At 62.8% G+C, this 18,384-nt stretch carries 18 protein-coding genes; 3 read left to right on the plus strand and 15 right to left on the minus strand.

Features of this window, described 5'->3' with window-relative positions; genetic code table 11:
- Positions 1-107 precede the first annotated feature (107 nt).
- The 12 genes from A0O30_RS01560 to A0O30_RS01615 all read right to left on the minus strand — a co-directional run bounded on the left by A0O30_RS01560 (position 108) and on the right by A0O30_RS01615 (position 9,982).
- Complete coding sequence (locus tag A0O30_RS01560) at positions 108-890, minus strand: TatD family hydrolase (protein WP_105945352.1); 783 nt, start codon at positions 888-890, stop codon at positions 108-110.
- A 30-nt stretch (positions 891-920) separates the two neighbouring features.
- A complete protein-coding gene (locus A0O30_RS01565) occupies positions 921-1,907 on the minus strand; it encodes a DNA polymerase III subunit delta' (protein WP_105945353.1) in 987 nt (328 codons plus the stop codon).
- Positions 1,900-2,532 (minus strand): dTMP kinase, encoded by a 633-nt coding sequence (gene tmk, locus A0O30_RS01570; RefSeq protein WP_105945354.1) that lies wholly within the window; start codon positions 2,530-2,532, stop codon positions 1,900-1,902. Before tmk ends, A0O30_RS01565 begins: the two co-directional genes overlap by 8 nt.
- A gap of 9 nt (positions 2,533-2,541) precedes the next feature.
- Positions 2,542-3,732: an endolytic transglycosylase MltG gene (gene mltG, locus A0O30_RS01575; protein WP_105945355.1), complete on the minus strand. Its 1,191-nt coding sequence runs from the start codon at positions 3,730-3,732 to the stop codon at positions 2,542-2,544.
- A 4-nt stretch (positions 3,733-3,736) separates the two neighbouring features.
- On the minus strand, positions 3,737-4,552 hold the full coding sequence (gene pabC, locus A0O30_RS01580) for an aminodeoxychorismate lyase (protein WP_105945356.1): 816 nt from the start codon (positions 4,550-4,552) through the stop codon (positions 3,737-3,739).
- Positions 4,552-5,796: a beta-ketoacyl-ACP synthase II gene (fabF, locus tag A0O30_RS01585; protein WP_016715142.1), complete on the minus strand. Its 1,245-nt coding sequence runs from the start codon at positions 5,794-5,796 to the stop codon at positions 4,552-4,554. Before fabF ends, pabC begins: the two co-directional genes overlap by 1 nt.
- A gap of 187 nt (positions 5,797-5,983) precedes the next feature.
- A complete protein-coding gene (gene acpP / locus A0O30_RS01590) occupies positions 5,984-6,220 on the minus strand; it encodes an acyl carrier protein (protein ID WP_016715141.1) in 237 nt (78 codons plus the stop codon).
- Positions 6,221-6,422: 202 nt separating this feature from the next.
- Positions 6,423-7,163: a 3-oxoacyl-ACP reductase FabG gene (fabG, locus tag A0O30_RS01595; RefSeq protein ID WP_016715140.1), complete on the minus strand. Its 741-nt coding sequence runs from the start codon at positions 7,161-7,163 to the stop codon at positions 6,423-6,425.
- Positions 7,164-7,178: 15 nt separating this feature from the next.
- The gene (fabD, locus tag A0O30_RS01600; RefSeq protein WP_016715139.1) at positions 7,179-8,117 is read right to left on the minus strand and encodes an ACP S-malonyltransferase; all 939 of its coding nucleotides are present in this window, start codon (positions 8,115-8,117) and stop codon (positions 7,179-7,181) included.
- Positions 8,118-8,244: 127 nt separating this feature from the next.
- Positions 8,245-9,255 (minus strand): phosphate acyltransferase PlsX, encoded by a 1,011-nt coding sequence (gene plsX, locus A0O30_RS01605; RefSeq protein WP_016715138.1) that lies wholly within the window; start codon positions 9,253-9,255, stop codon positions 8,245-8,247.
- A gap of 3 nt (positions 9,256-9,258) precedes the next feature.
- Entirely contained in the window at positions 9,259-9,441 is a 183-nt protein-coding gene (gene rpmF, locus A0O30_RS01610) for a 50S ribosomal protein L32 (protein ID WP_003247154.1), read from the minus strand.
- Between the two features lie 13 nt (positions 9,442-9,454).
- Entirely contained in the window at positions 9,455-9,982 is a 528-nt protein-coding gene (locus A0O30_RS01615) for a YceD family protein (RefSeq protein ID WP_012313431.1), read from the minus strand.
- A gap of 96 nt (positions 9,983-10,078) precedes the next feature.
- Between A0O30_RS01615 and A0O30_RS01620 the strand changes: the two genes are divergently transcribed.
- Positions 10,079-10,657, plus strand: a complete 579-nt coding sequence (locus A0O30_RS01620) for a nucleoside triphosphate pyrophosphatase (protein WP_105945357.1) — start codon at positions 10,079-10,081, stop codon at positions 10,655-10,657.
- A 43-nt stretch (positions 10,658-10,700) separates the two neighbouring features.
- Here A0O30_RS01620 and A0O30_RS01625 read toward each other — a convergent pair whose 3' ends face one another.
- Genes A0O30_RS01625 through rluC form a run of 3 tightly spaced genes read right to left on the minus strand, consistent with a single transcriptional unit; the run spans position 10,701 to position 13,331 of the window.
- A complete protein-coding gene (locus A0O30_RS01625; protein ID WP_105945358.1) occupies positions 10,701-11,690 on the minus strand; it encodes a S49 family peptidase in 990 nt (329 codons plus the stop codon).
- Between the two features lie 6 nt (positions 11,691-11,696).
- Complete coding sequence (locus tag A0O30_RS01630; RefSeq protein WP_105945359.1) at positions 11,697-12,371, minus strand: HAD family hydrolase; 675 nt, start codon at positions 12,369-12,371, stop codon at positions 11,697-11,699.
- 3 nt (positions 12,372-12,374) lie between these two features.
- Positions 12,375-13,331: a 23S rRNA pseudouridine(955/2504/2580) synthase RluC gene (gene rluC / locus A0O30_RS01635; RefSeq protein WP_025754829.1), complete on the minus strand. Its 957-nt coding sequence runs from the start codon at positions 13,329-13,331 to the stop codon at positions 12,375-12,377.
- A gap of 796 nt (positions 13,332-14,127) precedes the next feature.
- On the opposite strand from rluC, the gene rne reads away from it, so the two are divergent.
- Both rne and A0O30_RS01650 read left to right on the plus strand, forming a co-directional pair.
- Complete coding sequence (gene rne / locus A0O30_RS01645) at positions 14,128-17,388, plus strand: ribonuclease E (RefSeq protein ID WP_105945360.1); 3,261 nt, start codon at positions 14,128-14,130, stop codon at positions 17,386-17,388.
- A 198-nt stretch (positions 17,389-17,586) separates the two neighbouring features.
- A complete protein-coding gene (locus A0O30_RS01650) occupies positions 17,587-18,375 on the plus strand; it encodes a hypothetical protein (RefSeq protein ID WP_105945361.1) in 789 nt (262 codons plus the stop codon).
- Positions 18,376-18,384: the final 9 nt, after the last annotated feature.

An 18,384-nucleotide genomic window follows, 5' to 3' on the forward strand; every position in this document is an offset into this window, starting at 1 on the left:
TACGCTCGGCCTCCTGAAGTCGCAATCGGCGGCGCCTGAACGATTGCGCGCTTAGAAGCAAAAGCCGAAGCAAGAGCAAGAGCAAGAGCGCTCAGGCTCGTACGCTATCAAGCTACCCGCGCCAACGGAAACAACCGTTTGAAGTTCGCCGTGGTTTGTTCCGCCAGTTGCTCATAACTGGCCCCCCGCAACGAGGCCACGTACTCCGCCACCTCGCGCACATACTGCGGCAAATTCGGCTTGCCCCGGTGCGGAATCGGTGCCAGGTACGGCGAATCGGTTTCCACCAGCAGCCGATCGACCGGCACCTGCCGCGCCACTTCACGCAGGGCTTCGGCATTGCGGAACGTCACGATGCCAGACAGGGAAATGTAATACCCCAAATCCAGCGCCGCCCTGGCCATGTCCCAGTCTTCGGTAAAGCAATGCAGCACGCCAGCCTGCGGCAGGTTGGCCTCGCGCAACAACGCCAGGGTATCGGCGCGTGCCGCCCGGGTGTGCACGATCACCGGCTTGCCAGTCTGCCGCGAGGCTTCCAGGTGCAGGCGGAACGAAGCCTGCTGCAGTTCGGCAGCTTCGGGCTCATAGTGATAATCCAGCCCGGTTTCGCCAATCGCCACCACATGCGGGTGGGCCAGCTCGCGCAGCAGCCACTCCAGCGCCGGGGTTTCACCCGGCGCCAGGTCCAGCGGGTGCACACCTACCGAGCAATCAACATCGGCGTATTGCTCGCTCAGGGCTTTCACCGCGCCGGCGTTCTCGGGACTGACACCGATACAGAGGAAGTGCCCCACCCCACGTTCACGCGCCGCCTGCAAGGCAGCATCGAGGGAGCCCTGATGGGCGCTCAGGTCAAGACGGTCGAGGTGGCAATGGGAATCTACGAGCATGGGATAACAGCACACATGAAAAATGGGAAATCAGCGGGCGCCCGGCAATTGCAGCCAGTGAGCCAGCAGCGACTCTAGCAACAGGGCGCGGTTGAGGTTGGCCTTGCCCAGCACCTTCTGGCGCTGCTCCAGGATCCATGCCTGCACCTCCAGCACCTTGGCCTGGCGGCTCTTCTGCGCCAGGTATTGCACCACCTTGCGCATATCGGCCAAGCCTAAACCTTCCTCGTCCTGGGTCAACTGGTAGCGCAGGATCAGGTGCGACCAATCGCAAAACCAGTCGAACAGCAACAACAACGGTACACCGTTCCAGGCATCGGCCAACTGACTGGGCGATTGCTGCTGTTTGAGCAGCTTCTTCACCCCGTCGGTAACCAGCGCACGCTGCTCACGCACGCCTTGCGCCTGCAGGCTGACTGCCATCAATGGCGAACCGGCCGCCAACGTCAGCAGCTCGTCACGTTCGGCCTGGTCACTGTCGGGCAACGCTTCGGCCAGCCACGCCTGGCTCTGGGCCAAGCCGGGCTGCGGGCAGGCGACCTGCTGACAGCGGCTCTTGATGGTGGGCAGCAGGCGGCTAGGCTGGTGCGTGACCAACAGCAACACGGTATTGCCAGAGGGCTCTTCAAGGCTTTTGAGCAGTGCGTTGGAGGCATTTACGTTCATCGCCTCCACCGGCTCGATCAAGACGACCTTGCGCCCGCCCAGCTGGGCCGTCTGCACCACGAAGGCTACCAGTTCGCGCACCTGGTCGACCTTGATCGGCTTATCGGCCTCTTCAGGTTCGAGGACGAAGTTGTCCGGGTGGCTGCCCGCCTTGAGCAGCAGGCAAGACTTGCACCCACCGCAGGCGTTCAGCCCTTGAGGCTGCTGACAGAGCAGACGGGCCATCAGGCGCTCTGCCAAGGCCCGCTTGCCGATACCCTGTGGCCCGTGCAACAGATAGGCATGGGCGTGTTGGCTTCGGCCGGCCAGCTGCTGCCAGAGGGCCTGCTGCCAAGGGTAGGCCTCAGCCACGGCAACGCTCCACGATGCCAGGCAGCAGCACGTCAATGGCCCGCTGCACAGCCTCAAGGGATTGCGCGGCGTCCAGCAGGCTGTAGCGCTGCGGCTCGCGCCGGGCCCGCTGCAGATACGCCTGGCGAACGGCTTCGAAGAAGGCCTGGCCTTCCTGCTCGAAACGGTCCAGGCGACCGCGGGCGGCGGCGCGGGCAAGGCCTACCTCGACCGGCAGGTCGAACACCAGGGTCAGGTCTGGGCGCAGGTCGCCCTGTACAAATTGCTCCAGGGCAGCGATACGCTCGACAGACAAGCCACGGCCACCCCCTTGATAGGCATAGGTGGCGTCCGTGAAGCGGTCACACAACACGACGGCCCCGCGGGCCAATGCCGGACGAATGACCTGTGCCAGGTGCTGGGCGCGCGCAGCAAATACCAGCAGCAGCTCGGTGTCGGCTGCCATGGTTTCATCGCTGGGAGCCAGCAACAGTTCGCGCACTTTTTCGGCCAGGGGCGTACCGCCAGGTTCCCGGGTCAATACCACATCCAGGCCCTGCTCGCGCAAGCGCGCGGCCAGGTAGTCACGATTGGTGCTCTTGCCCGCGCCTTCGGGGCCTTCCAGCGTAATAAACAAGCCGCTCACAGGCAGTCCTTAATGTTGTTCGTCAGGCGTCGGCCGTTCGGCCGCTTGCGCGCCACCGGCAGGGGCGTCCTGCACAGGGGGCTCATCGGGTGCCGGCTGCGCTGCCGGCTCATCCACCGCAGGCACCTCGGGCTGGGCGTCTTCAGCAGCCGGTTGTACCTCTTGCTGCGGGGCGGGGCTGGAGCGGTAGTCTGCACGGCGCTTGAGCTGGAACTCGCGCACCGCCGAGTTGTGGTCATCGAGGTCGTCGGAGAACACGTGACTACCGTCGCCACGGGCGACGAAGTACAGGCTGGTACCATTCGACGGGTTGAGCGCCGCATGAATCGCTTCGCGACCGACCATGGCAATCGGGGTCGGCGGCAACCCTGTGATGGTATAGGTGTTGTAGGGCGTCGGTTCGCGCAGGTCGGCGCGGGTAATCTTGCCGTTGTAGCGCTCACCCATGCCGTAGATCACCGTCGGGTCGGTCTGCAGCATCATGCCCAGGCGCAGGCGCCGCACGAACACGCCGGCTATCTGCCCACGTTCCTGGGGGATACCGGTTTCCTTTTCCACCAGCGAAGCCATGATCAGCGCCTGGTAAGGGTCGCGGTATGGCAGGTCGGTGGTGCGCTCGGCCCATTCCTTGGCCAGCACTTCGTCCAGACGCATGTAGGCCTGTTGCAGCAACTCGACATCGCTCATGCCGCGCACGAAGCGGTAGGTGTCCGGGAAGAAGCGCCCTTCCGGGAACACGCCGGTATGGCCGAGCTTGTCCATCACCTCGGAGTCCGACAGGCCGTCCAGGGTGTGCTTGATCTTTTCATGCTTGGCCACGGCCGAGCGTACCTGGCGGAAGGTCCAGCCTTCGACCAGCGTGAGGTTGTACTGCACCACATCAGCACGTCGCCAGGCATCGAACAGCTGCTCGACGGTCATGCCCGGGGTAAGGCGGTACTCGCCGGTGTGCAGGGGGGTGCCAGCCATGTTGAAGCGCCAGTACAAGCGCAGCCACACGGCGTCGTCGAGCAACCCTTCCCTCTGCATGCGATAGAACATGCGGTTGGGGGTGGTGCCATTGGGCACATCGAGCAGGCGCTCCTGCGTGACGTGCAAGGGTTGCTCCAGGACGGCGTTGACCTTCCAGGCCGACCAGCCAAGCGCCAGGCCGGCGAGGATCAAGCCCATTTCCAGCAGCAGCAGGAATTTACGTCTCACGAATTCAGGTTTCCAGTAACGTACGGGCAACGGCCTGCAGTTTACGGGTGAGCGGGCCAGGCGACCAGTTTAGCGCGGCTACGCCACGCACGGGCCAAATGCCGTAAACGCTATTGCAAACAAATACTTCATCTGCGTGCTCCAGCGCCTCGAACGGCAAGTCACAGACCTGCGCCGGGATGCCCAGCAGTACGGCCTGCTCCAGCAACGCCGCACGCATCACCCCGGCCACACCACAACGGCTGAGGTCGGCGGTAAACAGCACGCCGTCGCGCACCAGGAACAGATTGCTGTATACCCCTTCGATTACCCTGCCCTGCCCGTCACGCATCAGGCCTTCGGCGTGTTCGCTGTCCTGCCATTCGGCACGGGCCAGCACCTGCTCCAGGCGGTTGAGGTGTTTGAGCCCGGCCAGCAGCGGTTGTTCCCCAAGCCGGGTCTGGCACGGGAACAACCGCACACCTTGCTCGGCATGCTCAAGAGGATAGCCGGGCAACGGGCTGCCCTGCAGGATGCGCCGCGGCGCGACACCGGCTACCGGGGCATAGCCACGCTGGCTGTCGCCACGGGTGAGGATAAGTTTGGCTACGCCTTCACCGAGCTGGCTGGCATAGCGAAGCAGTTCGTCGCGCACCAGCGCCAGGTCGGCGGTGATCGCCAGGCGCTGGCAGCCCAGCGCCAGGCGTGCGAGGTGGCCGTCCAGCAAGCTGGGGCGACCGCCGCGCACGGCAATGGTCTCGAACAGGCCATCGCCGTAGGCCAGGCCACGGTTCTGCAGGTTGAGTGCAGCCGCCGGCTGGCCATCGATCCAGCTGTGCATCAACCGGCGAACCGGCGGAACACCAGCGAGCCGTTGGTGCCGCCAAAGCCGAACGAGTTGGACAACACCACGTCGATCGGCATGCTGCGCGCCTGGTGCGGCACAAAGTCAAGGTCGCAACCTTCGTCCGGCTCGTCCAGGTTGATGGTGGGCGGTGCCATCTGGCTGTTGATGGCCAGCACGCTGAAGATCGCCTCCACCGCACCGGCAGCACCCAGCAGGTGACCGGTCATCGACTTGGTCGAGCTGACCGCCAGCTTGTAGGCATGCTCACCGAACACGCGCTTGATCGCAGCCACTTCGGCCACGTCGCCCGCAGGGGTCGAAGTGCCGTGGGCGTTGATGTAGCTGACTTCTTCCGGCTTGATGCCGGCATCGCGCAGGGCGTTGGCCATGCAACGGGCAGCGCCTTCGCCAGTGTCGGGCGGCGAGGTCATGTGGTAGGCGTCGCCGCTCATGCCAAAGCCAACCAGCTCGGCATAGATGGTCGCACCACGCGCCTGGGCGTGCTCCAGCTCTTCGAGCACCAAGGCACCGGCACCGTCGGACAACACGAAGCCGTCACGGCCCTTGTCCCACGGACGGCTGGCCCGGCTTGGCTCGTCGTTGCGGGTGGACAGCGCGCGCGAAGCACCGAAACCGCCCATGCCCAGGCCGCAAGCGGCCATTTCGGCGCCACCGGCGATCATCACGTCGGCCTCACCGTAGGCGATATTGCGTGCGGCCATGCCGATGCAATGGGTGCCGGTGGTGCAGGCGGTGGCAATGGCGTAGTTCGGCCCTTGCAGACCCAGGTGGATCGACAGGAACCCGGAGATCATGTTGATGATCGAGCCCGGTACGAAGAACGGCGAAATGCGGCGCGGCCCCGAGTCGTGCAGGGTGCGGCTGGTTTCTTCGATGTTGGTCAGGCCACCGATACCCGAGCCCATGGCCACGCCAATACGCTCGCGATTGGCGTCGGTGACCTCCAGGCCGGCATTACGCACCGCCTGGAAACCGGCCGCCAGGCCGTACTGGATGAACAGGTCGAGCTTGCGGGCCTCTTTGGCCGACAGGTATTGCTCGACTTCGAAGCCTTTCACCGAGCCGCCAAAACGGGTGGAGTAGGCAGACAGGTCCGTGTGTTCGATCGGACCAATGCCACTGCGGCCAGCCAGAATGCCCTGCCAGGTGCTCGGTACATCGGTACCCAGTGGCGACAGCATACCCATACCGGTGACCACGACGCGTCTACGCGACACAGTACTCTCCTTTTCTAATAACAGAGTCTCTTGCCATTGCATTCAAGCGCAGGAATGGAATGGCAACAGGCTCTTGGTGCGCGGTGAACGAAGCAGCCTTGAAAATGCGGGGCGCTCGCAAAGAAAAAACCGCACGCCAGCGAAGGCAGTGCGGTTTTCCCCGACAAGAAGCGTCGACTAAAGCGTCTTAGGCCTGGTGGGCTTTGACGTAGTCTACAGCAGCTTGAACGGTAGTGATCTTCTCGGCTTCTTCGTCAGGGATTTCGGTCTCGAATTCCTCTTCCAGAGCCATCACCAGCTCAACGGTGTCAAGCGAATCGGCACCCAGGTCATCAACGAAGGACTTCTCGAGAGTCACTTCTTCTTCCTTGACGCCCAGTTGCTCGGCGACGATTTTCTTGACGCGTTCTTCGATGTTGCTCATACCTAGGTTTACTCCTAATGGATATATGTCAGGCAGCTGGCCGGTGGCTAATTTTATAGAAAGACGTTCGCTTTTCAAGCGAAACGCACCTTCAAGCTAGCCACCCCACCCGCTGCCTGGAATCTGGTTGCAGCTTTATAACGGATTTTAGGCTCGCAGTATGACTCTTTTTTTACGAAATCCGTCACATTGAGTTGCAGTGTTACATGTACATCCCGCCGTTGACCGGCACGGTAGCGCCGGTCACGTAGCCAGCGCCGTCGGACGCCAGGAACGAAACCACCTTGGCGATTTCGTCGGCCTGGCCCAGGCGGCCCAGCGGAATCTGGGTCTGCAGGGCTTCGCGCTGCGCTTCTGGCAGCTCGCGGGTCATGTCGGTGTCGATGAAGCCCGGGGTCACCGAGTTGACGGTGATGCCACGCGAGCCCACTTCACGCGCCAGGGCGCGGCTGAAGCCTTCCAGGCCAGCCTTGGCGGCCGCATAGTTGGCCTGGCCGGCGTTACCCATGGCACCCACAACCGAGCCGATGCTGATGATACGGCCCCAACGTGCCTTGGTCATGCCACGCAGCACGCCCTTGGACAGACGGTAGAGGCTGTTCAGGTTGGTGTCGATCACGTCGAACCACTCGTCGTCTTTCATGCGCAGCATCAGGTTGTCGCGGGTGATGCCGGCGTTGTTGACCAAAATGGCCGGTGCGCCGAACTGCTCGCCGATGGCGGCCAGTACCGCTTCAACCGACTCGGCGCTGGTCACGTTCAGCTCCATGCCGGTACCGGTGATGCCGTGCTCTTTCAGGGTGGCAGCGATGCGCTCGGCGCCGGACGCCGAAGTGGCGGTGCCGATCACGGTCGCGCCCTGGCGGCCCAGCTCGAGGGCGATGGCCTGGCCAATGCCACGGCTGGCGCCGGTGACCAGTGCAACTTTACCTTGCAGGCTCATGCAAGCTTCTCCAAATCAGGCCAGTGCCGCGCGGGTGGCGGCAACGGCATCAGGGGTGTTGAGGTTGTAAGTGGTCACGCCATCGGCGCAACGCTTGTTCAGGCCAGCCAGGACCTTGCCCGGGCCACACTCGACCAGGTTGACCGCACCATTGGCAGCCAGGGTCTGCACACACTCCACCCAACGCACAGGCTGGTACAGCTGCGCCAGCAGGTCGTGCTTGAGTGCATCGAGGTCGGCAGCAACAGCAGCCGTGACGTTCTGCACCACTGGAATTTGCGGGGCCTTCCACTCGATGGCGTTGACCGACTCGGCAAAGCGCTCGGCCGCCGGCTTCATCAGGGCACAGTGCGACGGCACGCTGACCGCCAACGGCAGGGCACGCTTGGCGCCCTTGGCCTTGCACAGCTCCATGGCGCGATCCACGGCAGCTTTATTGCCAGCGATGACCACCTGGCCTGGCGAGTTGAAGTTGACGGCGCTGACCACTTGGTCTTCAGCGGCTTCGGCGCAGATTTCAACGACCACAGCATCGTCCAGGCCGAGGATGGCAGCCATGGCACCATGCCCCGCCGGTACGGCCTCCTGCATCAGCTGACCGCGGCGCTCGACCAGGCGAACAGCGTCTTTCAGGGTGATGCTGCCCGCAGCGACCAGGGCGCTGTATTCGCCCAGGCTGTGGCCAGAAACGAAGGCTGGCTGCGCGCCGCCCTCTTCCAGCCACAGGCGCCACAGCGCGATGGACGCGGTGAGGATGGCCGGCTGGGTCTTGTCGGTCTGGTTGAGTTGCTCTTCAGGGCCTTCCTGGACCAGCTTCCACAGGTCGTAACCCAGTGCTTCGGACGCTTCCTTGAAGGTTTCGATGATCACTGGCTTCTCGGCGCCGAGCTCGGCGAGCATGCCCAGCGACTGGGAACCTTGACCGGGAAAGACGAATGCGAGAGATGCAGACATTGAACAAGCCCTTATGATCTTGTCGTCGGATAGGGTGCGCCAGGCCCTGGGCCAGGCGCGGAATCTGAAAACTTGGATGGATACACAGACCAAGCGGTCACATTTAAGCACTTCATGGGCAAAATGCCTAAGGCAACAGGTCTTCGAGGCGCCCATGCAAGCGCTGCGGCAGGTTTTCCTGTATCTCGATCAACGCCCGCTGGATGGCGCTCTGAAAGCCCTGCACGCCCGCCGAGCCATGGCTCTTGATGACAATGCCCTGCAACCCCAGGAAACTGGCACCATTGTGCCGCGCCGGCGCCAGGTCGGCCTGCAGACGCTTGAGCAGCGGCATGGCCACCGCCCCGGCTGCCCGCGACAACACGCCACCCTTGAACAACTGCTCGATGCGCGCAGCGATCATCGTCGCCAACCCCTCGCTGGACTTGAGCAGGATATTGCCGACGAACCCATCGCACACCACCACATCGGCCTCACCACGATACAGCCCGTCACCCTCGACAAAGCCCACGTAGTTAAGCCCACGGGCATTCTGCAACAGGCTGGCAGCCAGCTTGACCTGCTGATTGCCCTTGATGTCCTCGGTGCCGATGTTCAGCAGCGCCACCCGCGGGCGATGCACACCCAGAGCCTGAGCAGCCACCGACCCCATCACGGCAAACTGGTAGAGGTTTTCGGCACTGCAATCGACATTGGCACCCAGGTCGAGCAACTGACAGTAACCCGCCTGAGTCGGAATCGCCGCCACCATGGCGGGCCGGTCGATACCTGGCAAGGTCTTGAGCACGAAACGGGACAGCGCCATCAGCGCGCCGGTATTACCGGCACTGACGCAGGCCTGGGCCTTGCCGTCACGCACCAGTTCGAGGGCGATGCGCATCGACGAATCCGGCTTGCCCCGCAATGCCTGGGAGGGCCGCTCATCCATGCCGACCACCTCACTGGCGGCGACAATCTGCAGGCGCGCGCGATCCGCAGCCGCAAGGCCGCTGACAAGATCTTCCAGAAGGGAGGGTTGACCGACGAGGGTCAGGTGCAGCGAGGGGGTAGCAGAAAGGCAGGCAATGCTAGCCTGGACAATGCTGCGGGGACCGAAGTCCCCGCCCATTGCGTCGATCGCGATGATCTGAGCGGACAAGGATTACTCGTCAGCGCCCTTGTCGACCACTTTGCGACCACGGTATACGCCTTCTGGCGAAACGTGGTGGCGCAGGTGAACTTCACCGGTGGTTTTCTCTACCGACAGCGCGTTTTCCGACAGGGCGTCGTGCGAACGGCGCATGTCACGGGCAGAGCGGGATTTTTTGTTCTGCTGAACAGCCATAATTGATTAACTCCTAAACGTTTGGGTCACGCTTTAACTGCGCCAAAACACTGAACGGGTTGGACCGCGATACCTCGTCCTTGCTCGATTCGGGCTCGTCTGCGCCCGCCGGCTGCTGGCATTCTTCCGGATGATGAGCAGGCACGATTGGCAAGGCGAGCAGAAGCTCCTCCTCGATCAATGCCTGCAGATCCAAAGGATCTTCGCCCAGTTCCAGCACGTCATAGCCTTTCGGCAACGACTGGGTATTCGCACCCTCCTTCACCACGGCGTAAGTACATTCGCTGTGGATCGGCAGGGTGACCAGCTCAAGACAACGCTGGCAAACCATCTTGACTTCGACGTCCAGCTCGCTGTGGATAACCACCACGTGCTGTTCATCTCGTTCAAAATCGAACTTCGCCTGCACCGTACCGACATTGTCGGAAAGCGGGTCGCAGAGTCTTTCCAAATCAGCGAGTTGCAGCGAACCGTTAAGGGTTACGCCACGATCGGCTAATTTGCGCGGGTCAACGTGAGGTGGAATCGGGTCATTCAACATAGGCGCAGCATAATAGGGATGCCCCCCGCCCCTGTCAAAGGAAATTAGGCGGCATCGTGCGTGATAGAATTTGTTCAACTGATTCAGGAGTCTACCATGCTTCCTTTGCTACTGGCTTCCAGCTCTGCCTATCGCCGCGAACTGCTCGCACGCCTGCGCCTGCCCTTCACCTGGGCAAGCCCCGATATAGACGAGCAGCGCCTGGCTGATGAACCGGCGGTAGAGCTGGTGCGCCGCCTGGCCAGGCAAAAGGCCGAGGCCCTGGCGGGCAGCCACCCCGGGCACCTGATTATCGGCTCGGACCAGGTGGCCGTGCTGGGCGAACAGGTGCTGGGCAAACCACACACCTTCGAGCGGGCCTGCGAGCAATTACTGGAGTGCAGCGGGCAGCAGGTGAGCTTTTTGACCGGATTGGCACTACTGAACAGCGCCACCGGGCAATGCCAGGTGGATTGCGTGCCGTTTACCGTGACGATGCGCGAATTGAGCCGCGAGCGCGTGGAGCGCTATGTTGCGGCGGAACAGCCGCTGGATTGCGCAGGGAGCTTCAAGGCAGAAGGATTGGGGGTGAGCCTGTTCCAGAGTACGCACGGCTGCGATGCGACCAGCCTGATCGGGCTGCCACTGATCCGATTAGTGGACATGCTGACCAAAGAAGGCGTGGTGATTCCTTGAGATTCCGGGGGGCGCAAAGCGCCCCCAGCGGTTTCAGCCTGAATCAACGCAACTGCGGCCCCTGGAACCCCATCCACATCGCCAGGTGCTCAGCCACGCTGGCCCCTACGCGCTTGGAGAAGCGGTCGAACGGCGACTCCTGAACAGTGAAGTCCACCAACTCTTTCTCACCAACGACCTCACGCGCCACATAGCTGGCACTGCCCAGCCCGTCCACCAACCCCAGCGCCTTGGCCTGCTCACCCGACCAGATCAGGCCGCTGAACAGCTCCGGATGCTCTTTGTCCTTCAGACGCTCGCCACGGCCCTGCTTGACCATGGCAATGAACTGGTTGTGCGTGGTGTCCAGCACACCCTGCCAGAACCGGGTTTCATCAGGCTTTTCCGGTGAAAACGGGTCAAGAAACGCCTTGTGCTCACCCGACGTGTAAGAACGCCGCTCCACACCCAGCTTCTCCATGGTGCCGACAAAACCATAGCCGGCTGCCGTCACACCAATTGAACCGACCAGACTGGCTTTATCGGCATAGATTTCATCCGCCGCACTGGCGATGTAATAGGCACCGGAAGCACCAAGATCCGCAATGACCGCATACAGCTTGATGGCCGGGTATTCGGCCCGCAAACGGCGGATTTCGTCATACACGTAACCCGCCTGCACCGGACTGCCACCCGGGCTGTTGATGCGCATTACCACAGCCTTGGTCTTGCTGTCCTTGAACGCCTCGCGCAGGCTCTTGACGATATTGTCGGCACTGGCGGCCTCCTGGTCGGCAATCACCCCGCGCACCTCGACCAGCGCGGTATGGCTGACACTGCGCGACGCGGCCTTGTCCATGTCCATGAGCGGTGTGAACAACGCCAGGATGCCGAACAGGTAGACGAAGGTCAGCAGCTTGAAGAAGATGCCCCAGCGCCGCGACCGACGCTGCTCCTGCACGCTGGCCAGCAGGGTCTTCTCCAGCAGCTTCCAGCTTTTGCGCTCTTCACGCTCCTCGGGCTCGGCCTCGGGGGCTTTCCATTCGTCTGCCATGTTTACCTACCTTGGAAGTGGAATTGCGGAACCAGCCAGCCACTCGCGCAACTGGGAAAAGTGATTGATGCTTACCTGCGGGCCGAATTCGGCCAGCGCCTGCAGCGACATGGCGCCATAGCCCACCGCCACCGAATGCATACCGGCATTGCTGGCCATCTGCAGGTCGAACGCCGAATCTCCGACCATCAGCGCACGCCCGGGTTCGACGCCGCAATGGCCGAGGATTTCCTCAAGCATCAAAGGATGCGGCTTGCCACGGGTTTCGTCGGCGGCGCGAGTGATATCGAAGAACGCCTCCCAACCGTTGGCCTTGAGCACCCGGTCCAGGCCGCGACGCGCCTTGCCGGTAGCCACCGCCAGGCGGTAACCCTCGGCACGGAAGGCGTCCAGCGACTCGACAACGCCGTCGAACAACGGCGAAGGCTGCTGGTCCAGCGCCATGTAGATATCGGCATAGTGCTGACGGAAGGTTTCGACCTGCGCAGGCGCCAGGTGCGGGTACAGGGTATGAATGGCCTCGCCCAGGGCCAGGCCGATGATTCCCTTGACCGCCTCGTCACTGCTTTGCGCCTCGCCGGCGCGATCGGCAGCGGCATTCATGGCCTCGACGATGCGCCCGATGGAATCGGCCAGCGTGCCGTCCCAGTCGAAGATCAGTAGCTCATAGCCTTTTTTCATAGGTCAGGACGCACTCAGACGCTCAACGGTTTTCGCCCACACTTCATCCACGGGCGCTTCAAGCTTGAGCTCACCACCGTCCGGCAGTGGCACGGTCAGCGCGTAGGCGTGCAGGAACAGGCGCTTGCCACCCAGCTCGCGGATCTCGCGACTGAAGTCTTCGTCACCGTACTTGCTGTCGCCAGCAATCATGTGCCCGGCATGCAAGGTGTGCACGCGGATCTGGTGGGTGCGGCCGGTGATCGGGCGCGCCTCGACAATGGTCGCGAACTCGCCAAAGCGGCGCAGCACGCGGAACAGGGTCAGCGCCTCCTTGCCCTCCTCGTTCACTTCGACCATGCGCTCGCCGGAGCGCAGGTTGCTCTTGAGCAAGGGCGCATTGACCTGCTTCTTCGAGGTGGGCCAGTGGCCGCGCACCAGCGCCATGTAGCGCTTGTCGACACCGTCGCCGCGCAGTGCGGCATGCAGGTGGCGCAGCATGCTGCGCTTCTTGGCGATCATCAGCAGGCCGGATGTGTCGCGGTCCAGGCGATGCACCAGCTCCAGCTCCTTGGCGTCCGGGCGCAGTTGGCGCAGCGCCTCGATCACACCAAAGCTCAGGCCACTGCCGCCGTGCACGGCAATGCCAGCCGGTTTGTTCATCACGATCAGCGCCTTGTCTTCGTAGACAATGGCGGCCTCAAGGCGCTGCAGCAGGCCCTGGGCCACCGGCGCCGGCTCGTCACGCTCCGGCAGGCGGACGGGCGGCACCCGCACGATGTCGCCAGCCTGGATCTTGTACTCCGGCTTGACCCGCCCCTTGTTCACCCGCACTTCACCCTTGCGCAGGATGCGGTAGACCAAGGTTTTGGGCACGCCCTTGAGGGCCGTGATGAGGAAATTGTCGATGCGTTGGCCGGCAAGCTCCGGCGCGACTTCGATCAGCTGAACGCCGGAAGTCGGAGGGGTATTGGTCGTCATGGCGGGATCATAACAATTTTTTATGGAATTGAAGCACTTAATCATTGCTGCTATAGTCGCGAACGCCGCCAAAAGCGGCAGGCCAGCGGCACCAGGCTCTTTGCCGGCCCTGACCAACGCAATTCTCCAGGACGCGAGGCCGTCCTACGGGGTTTTCGCCAGTTTACCGAATTGCCTGGAATCGCCACCAGCGCTGTGTAGAGAAGACCGAAAAAAAACGACAAGTGCGGTGTTTCACCTGCTTACCCGATTCTTTTCGCTGCACCTCTGCCCGCCCCGTCGCTTCCACGCAACGCACGGCGAATGCTTCGGAAATACCTGCCTTGGACATGAATGGCGCCAGTGCAGTACCTGCAGTGGCGAAAAATGCAACCCGTTGCGGATTCAGCGCGCGGCAGCACCCGAATTATCAGGGATACGTGCAGGGTGGAGATGCACAGCCCTCGGACCGTGTAGCACCGCGTCCGGCCACCAGCCCACTGACGGCTGGCGAGCGGATAAGGTCCTGAACAGATGCCCCCGGGCGTCCACGGCTGACGGTTGATTCCTCCTCCTGACTGAGTGCACAAGGCCCGCTTGGTTGATTCGGATTCCTATTCGAAGCCACCGGGGCCTTGTTGGCACCGCAGCAAACAGGACGCGTCGTCGCGACAACGGCAGGCTGGGCAACCGGCTGGTGCCGAACGTCGCTCGACACGGGGGTGGCCCGGCCACCCTTTGCGCACCTTGGCACCGACCATGAGACGTCGTGTGTGCCGAACGCCGTTTCCGGCAGCCCGGAAACCGACGGTACAACATGAAAAGAATGCTGATTAACGCGACTCAACCCGAAGAGTTGCGTGTAGCCCTGGTGGACGGCCAACGTCTCTACGACCTGGACATCGAGTCCGGTGCGCGCGAGCAGAAAAAGGCCAACATCTACAAAGGCAAGATCACCCGCATCGAACCCAGCCTCGAAGCCGCCTTCGTCGACTTCGGCTCCGAACGTCACGGCTTCCTGCCGCTGAAAGAAATCTCCCGCGAATACTTCAAGAAGGCCCCCGAAGGCCGCGTCAACATCAAGGAAGTGCTCAGCGAAGGCCAGGAAGTCATCGTCCAGGTCGAGAAGGAAGAGCGCGGCAACAAAGGCGCCGCCCTCACCACCTTCATCAGCCTGGCCGGCCGCTACCTGGTACTGATGCCCAACAACCCGCGCGCCGGTGGCATCTCCCGCCGCATCGAAGGCGAAGAGCGCAACGAACTGCGCGAAGCCCTGAACGGCCTGACCGTGCCGGGCGACATGGGCCTGATCGTGCGCACTGCCGGCCTTGGCCGCAGCAGCGAAGAGATGCAGTGGGACCTCGACTACCTGCTGCAACTGTGGACCGCCATCAAGGAAGCGTCCCTGGACCGCGCCGCGCCGTTCCTGATCTACCAGGAAAGCAACGTCATCATCCGCGCCATCCGCGACTACCTGCGCCAGGACATCGGTGAAGTGCTGATCGACAGCATCGACGCCCAGGAAGAAGCCCTGACCTTCATCCGCCAGGTGATGCCGCAGTACGCCAGCAAAGTGAAGCTGTACGAAGACAGCGTGCCGCTGTTCAACCGCTTCCAGATCGAAAGCCAGATCGAAACCGCCTTCCAGCGCGTGGTCGACCTGCCGTCCGGTGGTTCGATCGTGATCGACCCGACCGAAGCCCTGGTGTCCATCGACATCAACTCGGCGCGCGCCACCAAAGGCAGCGACATCGAAGAAACCGCCCTGCAGACCAACCTGGAAGCGGCCGAAGAAATCGCCCGCCAGCTGCGCCTGCGTGACATCGGCGGCCTGATCGTCATCGACTTCATCGACATGACCCCGGCGAAGAACCAGCGCGCCGTGGAAGAGCGCGTTCGTGAATGCCTGGAAGCCGACCGCGCCCGCGTGCAGGTTGGCCGCATTTCGCGCTTCGGCCTGCTGGAAATGTCCCGTCAGCGCCTGCGCCCGTCGCTGGGCGAAAGCAGCGGCATCGTCTGCCCGCGCTGCTCCGGCACCGGCATCATCCGTGACGTCGAGTCGCTGTCGCTGGCCATCCTGCGCCTGATCGAAGAAGAAGCCCTGAAGGACCGCACCGCCGAAGTCCGTGCCCAGGTCCCGATCCCGGTAGCCGCGTTCCTGCTCAACGAGAAGCGCAACTCGATCACCAAGATCGAACTGCGCACCCGTGCACGCATCATCATCCTGCCGAACGACCACCTGGAAACCCCGCACTTCGAAGTCCAGCGTCTGCGCGACGACAACCCGGAAGTGCTGAACAACCAGTCCAGCTACGAAATCGCCGCCGCCGAGGCCGAAGAAGCGCCGCAGCCGACCGCCACCCGCACCCTGGTACGCCAGGAAGCCGCGGTGAAGACCGCTCCGGCCCGCGCCAATGCGCCAGTACCCGCCGCCGCTGAAGAGCAGCAGCCTGCCGCACCGGTCGCCCCTGCCCCGAGCGCTCCGGAGCCAAGCCTGTTCAAGGGCCTGGTGAAGTCGCTGGTCAGCCTGTTCGCCGGCAAGGACGAGCCTGCTGCCGCACCAGTCGTTACCACCGCCGCCGAAAAACCGGCTGCCGAACGCAGCCCGCGCAACGAAGAGCGCCGCAACGGCCGCCAGCAAAGCCGCAACCGCAACGGCCGCCGCGACGAAGAGCGCAAGCCGCGTGAAGAGCGTGCCGAGCGCGCGCCACGCGAAGAACGCCAGCCACGCGAGGAACGCGCTCCGCGCGAAGAGCGTGCGCCACGTGAAGAACGCGCCCCACGCGAAGAGCGTGCACCGCGTGAAGAACGCGCACCACGCCAGCCGCGCGAAGACCGCCGCAGCAACCGTGGCGAAGAGCGCGTGCGCGAACTGCGCGAGCCGCTGGATGCCACTCCGCCAGCCGAACGCGAAGAGCGTCAGCCACGCGAAGAACGTGTAGCCCGTGAAGAGCGTGCACCGCGTGAAGAACGCGCACCACGTGAAGAACGTGCGCCGCGTGAGCCGCGTGAAGAGCGCGCGCCACGCGAAGAACGTGCTCCGCGTGAAGAGCGTGCCCCACGCGAAGAACGCGCACCGCGTGAAGAACGCGCCCCACGCGAAGAGCGTGCTCCACGCCCACCACGCGAAGAGCGTCAACCACGGGCAGCCGAAGAAGCAGCTGAACAGGCTGCCGAACTGGCCGAAGAGCAACTGCCAAACGAAGAACTGCTGCAAGACGAGCAGGAAGGCACCGATGGCGAGCGCCCGCGCCGCCGCTCCCGTGGCCAGCGTCGTCGCAGCAACCGTCGCGAGCGTCAGCGCAACGCCAATGGCGAGCTGATCGACGGCGAAGAAGAAGGCAGCGAAGAGCAGCCACAACAGCACCAGGCCACCGAGCTGGGTGCCGAACTGGCCGCTGGCCTGGCGGTAACTGCCGCCGTCGCCAGCAGCAACATCAGCGCCGACGCCGAGGCCCAGGCCAATCAGCAGGCCGAGCGTGCTACCGCTGAAGTTGCCGTCGCTGCAGAGACCGACAACAGCGAAGCCGCCCAGCCGGTTGAACAGGCTGAAAAAGTGGAGCAGGCCGAAGCGGTCGCCAAGGCCGAGGAAGTTGCCGTGGCCCCAGTGGTCGAGCAGCCTGTCAGCGAGCCGGTGGTCGTGGCCGAAGTCACTGCCGCGCCAGTGGTCGAAGTCGCCCCGCAGCCAGCCGTTGAGGAAGCCCCTGCCGCCGAGCCGGTCGTGGTTGCCGAGGCGCCAGTGGAGGCCCCGGTGGTCGAAGCCGGTGAAATCGAACAGGCCCCGGCCGTGGTCGAAGCCGCTCCGGTTGTCGAGCAGCCTGCAGCGGTTGTTGAAGCCCAGCCAGAAGTTGTGGCCGAGCCTGCACCTGTGGTCGAGCCGGCACCGGTCGAAGCCCCGGTAGCGGTAGAGCCTGCTACTGTCATGCTGGCCAACGGCCGTGCGCCGAACGACCCGCGTGAAGTGCGCCGCCGCAAGCGTGAGGCCGAGGCTGCCGCCAAAGCTGCACAGGAAGCTGCTGCTGCCTCCGAGGAGCCAGCCCTGGAAGCCGCCGATGAGCACAAGCCTCATCACGGTTGATAGCCAAGGCTGAATGAAAAAGCCCCGCCAGTGCGAACTGGCGGGGCTTTTTCTTGGTCAAGCGGAAATGGTCGCTTTGTTCGATACGCCTCTACAGTGCCCAACCTGACAGACCTAGCAGATTTGCCAGTAGTGGCTGCGTTAGCCCGGTGATACCGTCGGGACTCACTCGAACTCATTTGCTCGCCGAGAAACCTTATGAAAAACCAACAAAGCATCATGGCGTGCTATTTCCGCTCCTGGCGCGACATTGCGACTGGCGCCCCGGAAAACAAGGTATCCATGCGTGATCTACCGGCCGAGGTGGATATCGCTTTCGTCTTTCCTGACGGCAACGAACCAGCCACTTACTGGAAGACGCTTGAGTCGGACATCATTCCGGCCTTGCACCAGAAAAACATCAAAGTCGTTCGCACAGTCGCCATTGACGAACTGATCGAACTTGGTGCAACAGCCGATGCCATCTTCCAGCGCTTCTTTTCATCGACGAATGGCCTGGACGGCCTCGATATCGATATCGAACGCACACTGACAGAAACTCAACGCAATCAGGCCGAAGCCATTTCCCGAGAACTGAAACAACTGCTAGGCCCAGACCGGTTGTTCATCTACGACACCACTGAGCGGGGCGACGCCAGCCTGCTTCGCTCACTGGAACCTCAGCTGGATTACGTACTTTTCCAGGCCTATGGCCAGAATCCAGGCAGCTTACAACAGCATTTTGACCGAATGTTCAATGACTTTCTTGCGCCGTCGAAGTTTCTGGTTGGCTTCTCATTCTATGAAGAACGCGGCTTTCGCTGGGGCGATGTGAAGGTCCCTTTTGAAAGCAGTACTGCTCACGCCTATGCCGCCTGGAACCCAAGCCAGGGGCGCAAGGGCGGCATCTTCTCCTACGCCGTGGACCGTGACGGTGTGCTTGAGGGTGATGACACATTGCAAGCCACAGACTTCGAGTGGACCAAACAACTGAAGGGGTTGCTCTAGAAGCGGTTT

Source organism: Pseudomonas sp. LLC-1, assembly GCF_002992185.1.
Classification (GTDB): Bacteria; Pseudomonadota; Gammaproteobacteria; order Pseudomonadales; family Pseudomonadaceae; genus Aquipseudomonas; species Aquipseudomonas monteilii.

Excerpts from the sequence above, each read along its gene's own strand:
- A0O30_RS01560 (WP_105945352.1), bottom strand. The coding sequence starts at position 890 with ATGCTCGTAGATTCCCATTGCCACCTCGACCGTCTTGACCTGAGCGCC.
- pabC (WP_105945356.1), bottom strand. The coding sequence starts at position 4,552 with ATGCACAGCTGGATCGATGGCCAGCCGGCGGCTGCACTCAACCTGCAG.
- acpP (WP_016715141.1), bottom strand. The coding sequence starts at position 6,220 with ATGAGCAACATCGAAGAACGCGTCAAGAAAATCGTCGCCGAGCAACTG.
- fabG (WP_016715140.1), bottom strand. The coding sequence starts at position 7,163 with ATGAGCCTGCAAGGTAAAGTTGCACTGGTCACCGGCGCCAGCCGTGGC.
- fabD (WP_016715139.1), bottom strand. The coding sequence starts at position 8,117 with ATGTCTGCATCTCTCGCATTCGTCTTTCCCGGTCAAGGTTCCCAGTCG.
- rpmF (WP_003247154.1), bottom strand. The coding sequence starts at position 9,441 with ATGGCTGTTCAGCAGAACAAAAAATCCCGCTCTGCCCGTGACATGCGC.
- A0O30_RS01615 (WP_012313431.1), bottom strand. The coding sequence starts at position 9,982 with ATGTTGAATGACCCGATTCCACCTCACGTTGACCCGCGCAAATTAGCC.
- A0O30_RS01620 (WP_105945357.1), top strand. The coding sequence starts at position 10,079 with ATGCTTCCTTTGCTACTGGCTTCCAGCTCTGCCTATCGCCGCGAACTG.
- A0O30_RS01625 (WP_105945358.1), bottom strand. The coding sequence starts at position 11,690 with ATGGCAGACGAATGGAAAGCCCCCGAGGCCGAGCCCGAGGAGCGTGAA.
- A0O30_RS01630 (WP_105945359.1), bottom strand. The coding sequence starts at position 12,371 with ATGAAAAAAGGCTATGAGCTACTGATCTTCGACTGGGACGGCACGCTG.
- rluC (WP_025754829.1), bottom strand. The coding sequence starts at position 13,331 with ATGACGACCAATACCCCTCCGACTTCCGGCGTTCAGCTGATCGAAGTC.
- rne (WP_105945360.1), top strand. The coding sequence starts at position 14,128 with ATGAAAAGAATGCTGATTAACGCGACTCAACCCGAAGAGTTGCGTGTA.
- A0O30_RS01650 (WP_105945361.1), top strand. The coding sequence starts at position 17,587 with ATGAAAAACCAACAAAGCATCATGGCGTGCTATTTCCGCTCCTGGCGC.